The 13,042-nt window shown below is 71.9% G+C and carries 11 protein-coding genes; 3 read left to right on the plus strand and 8 right to left on the minus strand.

Annotated elements, in window-relative coordinates:
- Positions 1-86 precede the first annotated feature (86 nt).
- The 3 genes from ACGFIW_RS25170 to ACGFIW_RS25180 all read right to left on the minus strand — a co-directional run bounded on the left by ACGFIW_RS25170 (position 87) and on the right by ACGFIW_RS25180 (position 1,690).
- Positions 87-365 (minus strand): hypothetical protein, encoded by a 279-nt coding sequence (locus ACGFIW_RS25170; protein WP_393320274.1) that lies wholly within the window; start codon positions 363-365, stop codon positions 87-89.
- 13 nt (positions 366-378) lie between these two features.
- Positions 379-1,119 carry a hypothetical protein gene (locus ACGFIW_RS25175; protein ID WP_393320277.1) on the minus strand — a complete coding sequence of 247 codons (741 nt, stop codon included), beginning with the start codon at positions 1,117-1,119 and terminating at the stop codon, positions 379-381.
- A gap of 199 nt (positions 1,120-1,318) precedes the next feature.
- Positions 1,319-1,690, minus strand: a complete 372-nt coding sequence (locus ACGFIW_RS25180) for a hypothetical protein (protein ID WP_393320280.1) — start codon at positions 1,688-1,690, stop codon at positions 1,319-1,321.
- 241 nt (positions 1,691-1,931) lie between these two features.
- On the opposite strand from ACGFIW_RS25180, the gene ACGFIW_RS25185 reads away from it, so the two are divergent.
- Positions 1,932-3,197, plus strand: coding sequence for a prolyl oligopeptidase family serine peptidase (locus ACGFIW_RS25185; protein WP_393320283.1), 1,266 nt, complete (start codon positions 1,932-1,934; stop codon positions 3,195-3,197).
- A gap of 48 nt (positions 3,198-3,245) precedes the next feature.
- Here the strand turns inward: ACGFIW_RS25185 and ACGFIW_RS25190 are convergent, their stop codons facing one another.
- The 4 genes from ACGFIW_RS25190 to ACGFIW_RS25205 all read right to left on the minus strand — a co-directional run bounded on the left by ACGFIW_RS25190 (position 3,246) and on the right by ACGFIW_RS25205 (position 8,839).
- A complete protein-coding gene (locus tag ACGFIW_RS25190; protein ID WP_393320841.1) occupies positions 3,246-4,814 on the minus strand; it encodes an RICIN domain-containing protein in 1,569 nt (522 codons plus the stop codon).
- Between the two features lie 150 nt (positions 4,815-4,964).
- Complete coding sequence (locus ACGFIW_RS25195) at positions 4,965-6,449, minus strand: family 43 glycosylhydrolase (RefSeq protein ID WP_393320286.1); 1,485 nt, start codon at positions 6,447-6,449, stop codon at positions 4,965-4,967.
- A gap of 363 nt (positions 6,450-6,812) precedes the next feature.
- Positions 6,813-7,472 (minus strand): response regulator, encoded by a 660-nt coding sequence (locus ACGFIW_RS25200; RefSeq protein ID WP_393320289.1) that lies wholly within the window; start codon positions 7,470-7,472, stop codon positions 6,813-6,815.
- A complete protein-coding gene (locus ACGFIW_RS25205; protein WP_393320292.1) occupies positions 7,469-8,839 on the minus strand; it encodes a sensor histidine kinase in 1,371 nt (456 codons plus the stop codon). Before ACGFIW_RS25205 ends, ACGFIW_RS25200 begins: the two co-directional genes overlap by 4 nt.
- 205 nt (positions 8,840-9,044) lie before the next feature.
- Between ACGFIW_RS25205 and ACGFIW_RS25210 the strand changes: the two genes are divergently transcribed.
- Positions 9,045-9,737 carry an ABC transporter ATP-binding protein gene (locus ACGFIW_RS25210; RefSeq protein ID WP_393320295.1) on the plus strand — a complete coding sequence of 231 codons (693 nt, stop codon included), beginning with the start codon at positions 9,045-9,047 and terminating at the stop codon, positions 9,735-9,737.
- Positions 9,734-12,127: an FtsX-like permease family protein gene (locus ACGFIW_RS25215; RefSeq protein WP_393320298.1), complete on the plus strand. Its 2,394-nt coding sequence runs from the start codon at positions 9,734-9,736 to the stop codon at positions 12,125-12,127. The genes ACGFIW_RS25210 and ACGFIW_RS25215 overlap by 4 nt, the downstream gene beginning before the upstream one ends.
- A 63-nt stretch (positions 12,128-12,190) precedes the next feature.
- Here the strand turns inward: ACGFIW_RS25215 and ACGFIW_RS25220 are convergent, their stop codons facing one another.
- On the minus strand, positions 12,191-12,946 hold the full coding sequence (locus ACGFIW_RS25220; protein ID WP_393320301.1) for an MBL fold metallo-hydrolase: 756 nt from the start codon (positions 12,944-12,946) through the stop codon (positions 12,191-12,193).
- Between the last annotated feature and the right edge of the window lie 96 nt (positions 12,947-13,042).

Consider the following 13,042-nt stretch of genomic DNA (forward strand, 5'->3'; position numbering starts at 1 on the left):
CGAGCCGTGCCGCCCGCGACGTCCCTCCGGCTCGATCGAGAGTCGACGAAGCGCCCCGTCCGGGTCGGACGGGGCGCTTCGTCGTGTCAGTCGAGCTTCGGGTAGGAAATCGTCCGGTCCCCGTCGGCGTCGAGCGCGGTGGCCAGCTCGATCCGGGGGGACCGGTCCGGCGGGAGGTGCGCATGGTCGGCGATGACGACGACGTCCACCTCTCCGTCGATCATGGCCTGCTCGACGGTCTCCCACGATGCCCGCAGTATTCCCGCGAACCGGTACGAGTGTCGGCGAAGATGCGCAAGGCACGTCGCGACGGCGGGCTCCGCCGGCTCGATGTCGGCGGGGATCCAGATGACTGCTATCTCCATGGTCCTCTCCTGATCAACGTCGTGGACGCGAGTGGGTGATCAGGAGTTGCCGTGGCGGTGGGGGACCCCGCTGCACCGGTCGGCCGGCAGCGCGCCTGTCGACGGCGGTGACGGTGGGGCCGGGGCCCAGCGGAGCGACGGGCGGCGAAGCCTCGGCGGTCGACGAGGGTGCATCGGCCCCGCCGGTGCTGGCACCGGTGGGCGCCGACGCGAGTGCCAGCACGAGCGCCGGTGGCCCCGGCGCGGGACGGGCGGGTGGCCGGGTCGGCTCGTCGGTGACCGCGGCCCTCGCCACCCGCGCCCGATCCGGTGTCCGGCGGGCGGAGGTGCCGCGCACGACACGGGACACCGTCTCCGGCGCCAGCGTCGACGGTGTCGGCCGTGCGGCAGCGACTGCCGCCGCGGAGGCGGGATTCGGCGGTGTGGGCGTGGCGCGCGGCGAGGACGACGGCGACGGACGGGCCGGCCGCCTCGGTACGACGGTGGAGGGATCGACCGACCGCGTCGGCAGAGGAACGGCCGGCGGCAGGGGCAGGGGGAGTGCGGTCGGCAACGGCAGGGGGACGGACAGCCGCACCTCGACGAGGTCGGGAACCCGCACCGTGATGGTGGGTGGCGAGGTGCTGGCCTCCACCGGCTGGACACTCGTCGGCAACGGTAGCGGCGTGTCGGCGTGGGCGGGGTCGCTGCCCAGGGCCGCGCCGAGCGCCGCGGCCCCGAGCGCCGCCGCCGGAAGGCTGTGCCTCAGCCGCATCAGACGGGGGCCACCGACGGCTGCGCCGTATGCCGGGCCCGTCCCGACTCACCGGTGTGCTGCCGCCTGCCGAGCGGTTGTCCGTCGCGTTCTGCCGTTCCCTCCATGCGCGGGTTCTTGCCCCGGGAATCCGCGGGCTACACCTCCTGTCGATGTCTGGGCGGCGGACCCGCGCGTCCGACCTGGACGCGTCGGCGCGTCACACCCGGGCTTCGGTGGGTGCCGGGGCGGGGTCGAGCGGCAGGTCGCGCATCCGGCGGATCGGGGTCGACAGATAGATGATCGGGGAGAGCACGGTGAGCGCGCCGAAGATCAGCGGGGTCGTGCGCGCGCCGAGCGGCCCGGCCAGGACACCGGCGAGCAGGCCGCCGAGCGGAATGGCGCCCCAGGAGACGAACTTGACGGTGGCGATGACCCGCGACAGAAGCTCCGGTGGGCTGGCGAGCATCCGGTACGTGCGGGTGGTCACGCTGAGCACCACCGAGGAGCCGGCGAGGACGAGGTTCCCGACGGCGAGGGCGAAATAGGCGGCCGTGCCGGAGCCCAGCGGGATGATTAGCCGGCCACCCACCAGCGCCAGAACGCATTAAGTTCCATAATGGAACTCACTGTAGCGACGGCGGGACGGGCGATCGACCCCGCGATACCCGGGCCGAGGTCACCACGCCCCGTGCGCCTCGCACCCGCACCGGTTGCGGCTGGGCTGAACGCGCGAGCGGCGGCCGCGGGGACGCCGGTTGCCAGCAGATCTCCGCGACGTTACGTTGAGGCGTCATCGATGTACGTCTACCTCGCACGGTACGGGGGCCCGCATGTCCACGCCTGTCACTCGTCGCACCGTTCTGGCCGGTGGGGCCGGTGCCGCCATCGGTCTGGCCCTGCCCGGCCTCGCCGCCCACGCCGATGGCCGCCATCCCACGGTCGTGAGCTTCACCCTCGACGCGACAACGCTCGACGGCGGTGAGCAGATCACCTCGGTCACTCTCGACACCCGCCGGCTCGGGCCGATCGACCCGGCCGGGCTGACCCCCGGCACGTTCAGCGTGCACGCCAAGGCCACCAGCCCGCTCCCGATCGCTCCCGGCGACCAGATCTTCAGCGAGTACGACCTGGACCGTACGGTGACCGCGGCCCGCCTCGACCGGCACGGCGACATCGTGCTGGAGTTGAGCCACGCCGAAGGTCAACCCGGCGGTGGCACCCTCGGCTACATCCTGAGCAAGGGCCGCAACGTCCGGCTGGACCTCGTCTACACCATCACGCAGAACGCTCCGATCGCCCGGCGGCACGGCTCGCCGGTCACCATCACGCGCTTCGTGCAGGGACGGCTGTCGAACCCCGAGGTGGACGCCTTCAGCTACCACGTCTCGGGCTCGGGCATGAAATACCGGCTGTATTCCCCCGACCCCTCGCCCCGGCACGGTCGGCGGCCGCTGATCGTCTGGCTGCACGGCGCCGGCGAGGGTGCCTCGTTGCCCGACGACTACTACGACAACGAGACCACCCTGCGCGCCAACCGGGGGGCGCTCGGCTTCGCCACTCCGCAGGCGCAGCGGATCTTCTCCGGCGCGTACGTGGTGGCTCCGCAGAGCACCTCCTACTGGATGGAGGACGGCCCCCGGTTCGCCCCGTTGATCCGCGAGATCATCCAGGACCTGGTCCGCCGCAAGCGCGTCGACACCGACCGGATCTACGTGGTCGGTTGCAGCAACGGCGGCTACATGTCCCTGGAGATGACGGTCACCTATCCCGACCTGTTCGCCGCGTCGGTGCCGATCTGCGGTGTCGTCGAGCCGCTCGACGGGCAGGGCCCGCCACTGGTCACCGACGCGGAGCTGGCGAGCATTCACACCCCGACCTGGCTGGTCACCTCGCGCGACGACGACACCGTGCCACCGGAGACCAACTCGATCCACGCCCACGACCTCATCCCGGGATCGCTGATCAGCCTGTACGACCACGTCGTCTGGAACGGCTACCAGTTCCCCGGCCACTGGTCCTGGATCTACGTGGCCCGCAACGACCCGAGCCTCAACGGCACCCACGTCTGGCAGTGGATGGCCCACCGCCGTCGGTGAGCGCAGCGGGTGCGGCCGCCCGAACGCGGGCGGCCGCACCCGCTCGGCCTAACACCACGTCAGCGCCGAGTTGATCCGCGTGACGTTGCTGATGGTGTTGTTCGCGCCACCGCAGGGACTCTGGGTGATGTTGGTGCCGCTGACTGTCAGGTTCTGCAACCGGATGCCGGAGGAGATCGGAAACTCGGTCCGTGCCGCGATCCGCACCTCGCCGCCGCCGGTGACCGTCCCGGACACCCCGGCGATGACCACGTTGTAGCAGTTCTCCACCAGGATCGCGTTGTTGCCGGTGTTCGAGATCGTCACCCGGTCGATGACCGCGCCACCGGACTCGGACACGCAGAAGATCCCCCGGCCGCCGCCGGACGCGAGCACGGTGCCGACCCGGATGTTCGTCGGGTACGAGTTGCCCACCCGGCCGTTGCGGTTGGCCATCCGGAACGCCGCGTACCCGGTGCCGGTCCCGGCGCCCTGCGCGTCGACAGTGCCGATCGTGGCGTTGATCGTGTCGTTGAGCAGCAGGCCGGAGTCGCGGGTGTTGCGTGCCGTGACCGTGCCGATCGTCAGACCGTCCACACCGTAGGTCTCCACCCCGTGCGTGCCGGTCCCGGACACGTACACGGTGTCGATGCGGACGTTGCGGACCTTGACCGCCCGGTCACCGCCGTGGTTGTCGATGCGGACGCCCAGGCCGGCGGAGAGCCGCATGTCGATCTGCCCGAGGGTCAGGTTGTTCACGTTGCGCATGAAGATCCCGTACAACGGGGACCCGGTCAGCGTGAGGTTCTGCACCTCGACGTCGGTGGTCCCCCGCGAGTACACGGGTGCCTGGTCACCCGAGCCCGACCCGGTCACGTTGATCGTGCCGCACACAGCCAGGGTCGTGTACGACGGCAGTGACAACCGCGAGCCCGCGCTCATCGAGCCGGAGCCGCGCACCACCACCCGCTGCTTCGACGTGCGACCCGCCGAGAGCGAGTTGACCGCCGCCTGCATCGCCGACAACATGTCCGATCCCGAGTAGACGGTCGACGAGCCGTTGCGGGCCGTCCAGGTGCTTCCGCTCAGCACGGCCTCGGCGTTGCTCGACCCGCTGCCACAGCCGGTACCCCCACCGCCTATCGGCACCAACTGCCACTGCTGGTTCGGGCCGTTGCCGTCGGCGTACTGGCTGATCCGGCCGCCGTCCGCGGTGGACCGCTCCCAGACCTCGAGTGCCTTGGCGGAGTGGCGGTTGATCAGCCGGACGTGGCCGCTGTCGGAGTCGAGGACCTGGAACTGTTGGTTGGCGCCGTTGAGGTCGGACCACTGACGGAATTCGGCTCCGTCGGCGGTGTTCCACTCCCAGAGGTCGACGACCTTGCCGCTGTGCCGCGCCTTGAGGCGGTAGTAGCCCCCGCCGGAGGAGACGAACTGGAACTGCTGCCACGCGCCGTCGTTGCGGGACCACTGCTGGAGCACGGCGCCGTCCGCCGTCGAGGTGTCCCGGACGTCGAGCACCTTGCCGCTGTATCTGTTGACCAGAACGTAGTAGGCGTTGGTGTCGATGCTCGCCGCCGCGGCCGGCGGCGCGCCGGCCACGACGGCGGCGGCCGCGCCGACCAGCGTGGTGATCATGGCGAGGACGAGGCTCGTACGCCGACGGATGGATCCGCCGCCGGCCAGTCTTGTCCTGATCGTGAAGGACATCGCTCCTCCTGGGCTGGATCGGCTCCGAGGGAGCCGGGACGGGTGTCGACGGCCGCAGGCGCCGCAGCCGGTGGGCGGCTATTCCAGGTGGAAGGTGGCCGAGGCACGCTCGGCGCTCGAACTGACCGCCTCGATGTAGAGCAGCCCGTCGCGGTGGCGCACGTGACGGCCCGGGAAGTTGTGGGACTCCAGGGAGATCCCGGCGCTGTCGGCGAGGCCAGCCTGGCGGCGGAAGCTCGCGTCGCCGCCGAAGAGGGCCGAGCCGTCGTTCTTCTCGACGTACAGGGCGTAGCCCCGGTGGCGCAGGTAGTACCCGGGGAAGTTCGTCGACTCCAGCGACACCGATCCGCCGCCGGCGAGCCCGTTGACGATCCGGAACTGCGAGTCCGCCAGGTTCGTCACGTTCGGCTCGATCCGGGCCCGGTAGTCGTAGTGCCGGATGTAGCTGGTGGCCAGGTCGTGGGAACGCAGCCGGACCGGGGTGGCCCCGTCGGGCACCGGAATGCCGAAGTTCGGGGTGCCGTCGGCGTTCCAGTACACCTTCTGGAGCCGGGTCCGCCGGTTCGGATCGTTGAGCGGATCGCCGCTGATGTCGCGGTAGCTGCGGTCGTGGTAGACCAGGATGTCGCTCTGCCCATCCTCGGAGACGGTGAACGAGTTGTGGCCGGGGCCGTACTGGCTGGTGGCGGCGTTGCTGACGAACACCGGGTTGGGGCTCTTGCTCCAGGAGGCGGCGTCGAGCAGGTTCGCGGTGGCCGAGGCGCTCAGCATCCCGAGGCAGTAGTTGGCGTCCGTGGCGCTGGCCGAGTAGGTCAGGAAGATGCGGCCGTTGCGTTGGACCACCGCCGGCCCCTCGGCGACCCGGAAGCCGCGGGTCTCCCAGTCGTACGTCGGCACGACGAGCCGGGTCACGGTGCCCGTGATCTGCCACGGGTTGGCACCCATCCGGGCGAGGTAGACGTTGGAGTTGTTGGAGATGCCCGGCTCCTGCTGTGCCCAGGTCAGATAGCGCACCCCGTTCGCGACGAAGGTCGAGGCGTCCAGGCTGAAGGTGTCCCAGGGTGTCGTGATCCGTCCGCGTTCGGTCCAGGAACCGGTGAGCGGATTGGCGCTGGCGTTCTCCAGCGCGTACATCCGGATCCGCCACACGTCGTCGGCCCGGCCCGCGGCGAAGTAGACGTACCACCTGTTGTTGATGAAATGGATCTCCGGTGCCCAGATGTGGGCGCCCATCTCTCCGCTGGTGTGCCGGCTCCAGATCGTCGACTCCGCCGCCGTCGCCAGCCCCTGCAGGGTGGTCGCCCGTCGCAGCACGATCCGGTCGTACTGCGGCACGGTGGCGGTCAGGTAGTAGTAGCCGTCGGTGTGCCGGAAGATGTGCGGGTCGGCCCGCTGGTTCACCAGCGGGTTGGTGTAGTTGACGGCCGGTGCGGCCTGCGCCGGCCCCGCCGCTGGCAGGCCGGCCGACACGGCGAGCACCACCAACACCGCGGCCAGGACCGACCGTAGGCGTCCGGGGGTGCGGCGGGTGGCGCGGTCGGCGTGGGGGAGTGGCGGCGGCATCTGTCCTCCGTGAGGTTCGTGAGCGACCGGTGTCCGGACGGCGGCACCAGCCGACGCGTCGGTGTCGACGGGTCGAACGCCTGAGCAGCGACGCGAACCGGGCGGGGTCGCGCCTGGTGGCGATACACCGCGGGCGGCCTACCTGCGGCGTCCGCCGGGGACGGAGAGCGAACGGGCCGGAAACATGACGGTGGCGTTGCGCCCAGGTTGCGGTCATAGTGTTGGCGTTAACATCGACGTGTGTCAAGGAGATCTGGGCGTGACCTGCACTGTCCGGTCAGCCCGCCGCGCATCCGGCTCTCCGCACGTCGACCGCACCGGTGACCTACGGCGGCCACCGCCGGCATCTGTGCCGGGCCGCGGTCAGGGGGCGACCAGACCGGTCCGGTACGCGACGACGACGGCCTGCACCCGGTCGCGCAGGCCCAGCTTGGCCAGGATCCGGGCGACGTGCGTCTTCACTGTCGCCTCCGACAGGTGCAGGCGGCCGGCGAGCTCGGCGTTGCTCAGGCCGTGGGCCAGCAGGCCCAGCACCTCCAGCTCGCGCGGGGTCAGGGCGGACAGGTCCCGGTGGATGGTCGGCGGGTCGGTGTCGCGCTGGGCGAACCGTTGCACCAGCCGCCGGGTGATCGTCGGCGCCAGCAGCGCGTCGCCGGAGCGGACCAGCCGGACCGCACCCACCAGATGCTCCGGGGTGACGTCCTTGAGGAGGAAGCCGCTGGCTCCCGCGGTCAGTGCCGCGTACACGTACTGGTCCAGGTCGAAGGTCGTGAGCATGATGATGCGTGGCGCCTCGCCAACACCGGCGAGGATCTGGCGGGCGGCCGCGAGACCGTCCAGGTCAGGCATCCGGATGTCCATCAGGACCACGTCGGGCCGGTGCCGGTGGACCGCGTCGACCGCCTCGACCCCGGTCGTCGCCTCGGCGACCACGTCGATCCCGTCGGCGGTCAGGATCATCCGGAACCCGGCCCGGACCAACGCCTGATCGTCGGCGACCACCACCCGCAACGCTGCGGTCATGCCTCGCCCCCCAACGGTGCGCCCGTCCGATCGTCGCCCCCGACGCCGTCGAACACGACATTCTCCATCGGGATCAGGGCCTGGACACGATACCCGCCGGTGAGTCGTGGACCCGCCGCAAGCGTGCCACCGTAGACCGCGAGCCGTTCGCGCAGACCGATCAGCCCTCGCCCGGTGCCGGTGGTCACGCCGGGTCGGCCGCCGGTGTCGGTGACCTCGACGCGCAGGTGCTCCCCGCCGTACTCGACGAGCACGCGGACGGACGCGCCGGCAGCGTGTTTGACCGCGTTCGTCAACGCCTCCTGCACCAGCCGGTAGACGGTCAGCTCGACGCCCGACGGCAGCGGCCCCCGCTGCCCGCGTTCGACGAGCTCGACCGCGACCCCCGAGTGGCGTACCCGCTGCACCAGCGCGCCCAGCCCGTCGAGGCCGGGCTGCGGCGTCAGCTCGGTGCCGTCCTCCTGCCCGAGGACGTCGTCGTCCATGGTGAGCAGACCCATCACGTGCCGCAGCTCGGTCATCGCCGCCCGGCCGCCGGCTTCGACCGCGAGCAGCGCCGCCCGGGCGTCCTCGGGCCTGGACTCCATCACCTTGCGGGCCGCGCCGGCCTGGATCACCATCACGCTGACGTTGTGGGTCACCACGTCGTGCAGCTCCCGGGCGATCCGGGCCCGTTCGACCTCAGTCGCCCGGCGCAGCGCCTCGACCTGCTCGTGCTCCATGGCCACCATCCGCGCCCGGCCCTCGTCGGCGTGCTCCTTCCACCGGCGTAACCCGTCGGCCGCCACCGCGATCGGCAGCAGGATCAGGAACGGCACGGCGCTGTCGGACACCGAGCTGGCGTCCGACTGCAACCCGGCGTGCAGAAACGCGGCCGCCGGCAGGCTGGCCAATGCCAGGATCTTGTACGGGCTGAAGACAGCGGCGCTGTAGCCGGCCACCACGCAGGCGAAGAACGACAGCCGCAGCGCGGCCGGATTGTTGTCGACCAGCCCGGCGCTCGCCAGCACCACCCAGAGCGTCCCCAACGGGTACCGGCGGCGAAACACCAACGGAAGCACGACGAGCAGGAGCAGCGCCGCCGTCCAGCCGGTGCCGTCGTCCTCGACCGGCAGGAAGGGTGGCCACACCGGGTCGGGTGGCACCGGCGGACCCCGCCAGAGCTCACCCCGATCGAACTCGACCCGGTACGGCCTCGGCGCGTCAGCGTCACCCGTACCCGCCTGGATCGCGAGGAGACCGAGCCCGAGGGCCAGGAACGCGTCGAACAGTTGCCCCCGGCGCGACAACGGCGGCAACTGGCCGACCGGACGCGCCAGGGACCGGATGTGCCACCACAGCCGGATCAACACCGCACGCCCCGTCATCGGTTCATTCTCGGTGCCGCGCGTGCCGATGCCCATCCGCCTGTCGAGCGGTGTCGCTACACCGCACGCCTACCTCGCAGGGATGACGCCGCCACCGCTCATCCCGACGCGGTACCGAAGATGCCTCCCGCTGCCGATGTGTCCGACTCGTCCCCGCCCCTAGCGTCAGCCCCGCCAGCTCGCCACCACCTGAGGAGACGGGGACATGACCACACCGCTTATCGAGTTGCACGAGGTGACACGCCGGTACGACGAGGGGCCACCGGCGCTGCGGGAGGTGTCGTTGAGCGTCGCGCCCGGCGAGGCGGTGGCGATCCTCGGCCCGTCCGGCAGCGGCAAGTCGACGATGCTGAACCTGGTGGCCGGGTTGGACCGGCCGAGCACCGGCACGGTCACCGTCGACGGGGTGCGGGTCGACCAGCTCGGCGAGGCGGCCTCCGCCCGGTACCGGAGGGCCCGGATCGGCCTGGTGTTCCAGTTCTTCAACCTCCTCGACGACCTGACCGTCGCCGACAACGTCCTGCTGCCGGCACAGCTGGCCGGGATGGGCCGCGGCACCGCCCAGCGGCGGGCGGCCGAGTTGCTCGGCCGGCTCGGCGTCGAGCGACACGCCGGCGCGTACCCCGGAAGACTCTCCGGCGGTGAACGGCAGCGGGTCGCCGTCGCCCGCGCGCTGATGAACAGGCCGCCACTGCTGCTGGCCGACGAGCCGACCGGGGCGTTGGACACCGCCTCCGGCGAGGAGGTCATGCGGCTGCTGACCGAACTGCACGCCGACGGCCAGACCATCGTCGTGGTCACCCACGACCTGGTCCTCGCCGAGAGGTGCGCGACCCGGACCGTCCAGCTCCTCGACGGGCAGATCGCCGCCGACTCCGCGTTGGAGCGGGCCCGATGAGCGCGCTGGCTCGGGTCGTCCGCGCCGGGGTCGGGCGGCGACGCGTACAGACTGTCGTGATCGGTCTGGTCGTGATGATCGCGGTGACCTCGGCCGTCCTCGGCGCTTCGCTGATGGTGGCCTCCCGGGGACCCTTCGACCGGGCCTTCAACCAGCAGCAGGGCGCCCACCTCACCGCCCAGTTCGACGCGGACGCGGTCACCGAGGCGCAGGTGGCCGCCTCCGCGAGCGCCGCCGGGGTCGCCGGATCGGCGGGCCCGTTCCCGAACGCGGAGCTGAACCTGACCAGCCCGATGGGTCGCCCGGTGCCGCCGCTGACCGTCGTCGGGCGTGCCGATCCGGGCGGCGCGGTCGACCGGGTCGACGTCGTCGACGGCCGGTGGGCGACCGGCCCGGGGGAGATCGTGCTGGCCACGGGGGAGCACCTGCGGTTGCCGCCGCAGGTGCTCGGCCAGCGGTGGACGGTGTCCGACGCGCCGGGCAGCCCGTCGGTGACAGTCGTCGGGCTGGCCCGGTCGGCCAGTCAGACCGCCGACGCCTGGACCACCCCGGCGCAGCTCGCGGCCTGGACCGGCCCCGACGGCCCCAGCGCCTACCAGATGCTCTACCGCCTCACCGAGGCCGGCACCGCCGCACAGGTCCAGGCCGGTCGGGCCGCGGTGCAGGCGTCCGTCCCCGCCGCCGCGCTCGACAGCGCCGTGTCGTGGCTCGACGTCCGCCGGGAGGCGACCGGCGAGACCGTCCTGCTGGTGCCGTTCCTGATCGCCTTCGGCATGCTGGGTGTGGTCATGGCGGTGCTGATCATCGGCAACGTCATCGCCGGCGCGGTCTCCACCGCCACCCGCCGGATCGGCATCCTCAAGGCGCTCGGCTTCACGCCAGCCCAGGTGGTCCGGGCGTACGTGGGGCAGGCGCTCATCCCGGCCACGGTCGGCGCGGCGCTCGGTGTGGTCGCCGGCAACCTCCTGACCGTGCCGATCCTCGCCCAGACCGATCGGATCTACGGTACGGACGACAACGGGGTCGCGCTCTGGGTCGACGCGGTCGTGGCCGGCGGCGCGCTCACCCTCGTGGCGGTGACCGCCCTGGCCGCCGCGGCCCGGGCCGGCCGGTTGCGCAGCGTCGACGCGCTCGCCGTCGGGCGTACTCCCCGGCCCGGCCGCGGTCGGTGGGCGGCCCGCCTGACCAGCCGGCTGCCGATCTCCCGGCCGGTGACGCTCGGCCTGGCCCACCCCTTCGCCCGCCCGGTCCGAGCGGTGAGCGTCGTCGCCGCGATCGCGTTCGGCGCGGCCGCGGTCACCTTCGCGGTCGGTCTCGGTACGTCGCTGAACCGGATCCAGGAGGTCGAGGACATCGCCGACGTCCAGATCGGGCAACCGCACCGGATGCCGCCGGGCGGCCCGCCGCCCGGCGCGGGGCAACCGCCGGGGCCGGGGCAGCCGCGGGGGCCGGTGCAGCCGGAACCGTTCGCCGACCCGGCGGCGATCGAGCGGGTGATCGCCGACCAGGCGGGCACCGACGGGTACCTGGGCATGGCCCGCGGCGAGATCACCGCCGGGGGAATCACCGGTGAGCTGGACGCGGTCGCCGTCACCGGGCCGGACGCGGCGCGCTACTACCGGATGGTGTCGGGGACCTGGCTGACCGGCCCGGCGCAGATCGTCGTCTCGACGCCGTTCCTGACCGCGGCCGGCAAACGGGTCGGTGACCGTGTCGTGCTGACCGACAGGGGCGTCGACATCCCCGTCACGATCGTCGGTGAGACGTTCAACGTCGACGACGACGGCATGCAGGTCGTCACCGACATCGCCACCCTGCGGGTGGCCGAGCCGGAACTGGCACCCTCGATGTACTACGTCACGGTGGAGCCCGGCACCGACGCCAGGGCGTACGCCACGGCGTTGACGGCGGCCCTGGAGCCGCTCGGCGCGGTGGCCGACGGCCTCAGCCACGAGCCCGACGAGATGGTCATCATCATCAATGCGCTGACCGGGCTGCTCAGCCTCCTGCTGATGGTCGTCGCCGGCCTCGGCGTGCTGAACACGGTGGTCCTGGAGACCCGGGAACGCGTCCACGACCTGGGCGTGCACAAGGCGCTCGGGATGACACCCCGGCAGACCACGGCGATGGTCATCGCCTCGGTCGTGGTCACCGGCCTGGTCGGCGGCGCGGCCGGTGCGGGGGTCGGTGTGCTGCTGCAACGCACGGTCATCACCGAGATGGCGAGCAGCGTGGGCTTCCGCCTGCCGGACGCGGTCCTGGACGTGTACGGCTCGGTCGACCTGCTGCTCTTCGGCCTGGGCGGGCTGGTCATCGCCGTGGTCGGCGCCCTGCTGCCGGCCGGCTGGGCGGCGAGGACCCGGGTCGCGGTGGCACTGCGAACCGAGTGACGGGAAGGAACCGCCGCTCACGGGAGGTGCTCGTGGGCGGCGGTCACCTGCCGCCCCAGGCGCTCAGATGGTCGTCGAGTCGCCGGGTCGCAGGTCCACGAGCAGGTGGCTCAGGCCCGCCGCCTCGAACGCGCGCACGACGTCGTCGGCGTTCTGGGTGTAGTGCGCCCAGCCGTGCTGGTGGACCGGGACCACCGCCCGGACGCCGAGCAGGGCCGCCGCTCGTGCCGCCAGCTCCGCCGTCAGGGTGAGGAACCCCTCGCCGCGTGCCGCGATGTGGGCCGCGCCGAGGTTGAGGATCGCGATCTCGATCGCCGGGAACCGCTCCGCGATCACGGCCACGACGTCCACCGAGGCGTTGTCACCGCTGACGTAGACCGTCGGCCAGCCACTCGCCTCCACCACGAACCCGATCACCGGGCCGTTGACCACGCCGATCTCCGGCGTACCGTGCAGCGCCGGCACCGCCGTGACCCGCAGGTCGCCGACATCGGCGTGCGCGAACGGCCGAAGGCCGACCGCGCCGGGGCCGAGCTTCGGTGCTCCCGCCGCCGTGGTGAGCACCCGGGGGGCCCGCCGCGCGAACTCCCGCCCGGAGCTGTCGAGATTGTCGAGATGGTGCTCGTGCGACACGAGCACCAGGTCGACCTGACCGAGGTCCTCGGGCGAGGCGCTCGGGCCGACCAGCTTGGTCGCGGTGACCGTGCCGTAGTGGTACGTCTGCGGATCGTCGAAGGTCGGGTCCAACACGACGCGCGAGCCCGCGTAGTCGAGGACGGCCGTCGGTCCGCCGATGACGCGTACGGTCAGCTCGTTCATGGTGCTCTCCCTGGTTCCGGCGGCGCTCGCGGTCGTCCGCACGGGTGCGGACGACAGGCGTTCCCATTTTTCGGCCGGGAACGCCTCGATCTCGCG

It is taken from the genome of Micromonospora sp. NPDC048935 (assembly GCF_043197875.1).
GTDB lineage: Bacteria > Actinomycetota > Actinomycetes > Mycobacteriales > Micromonosporaceae > Micromonospora.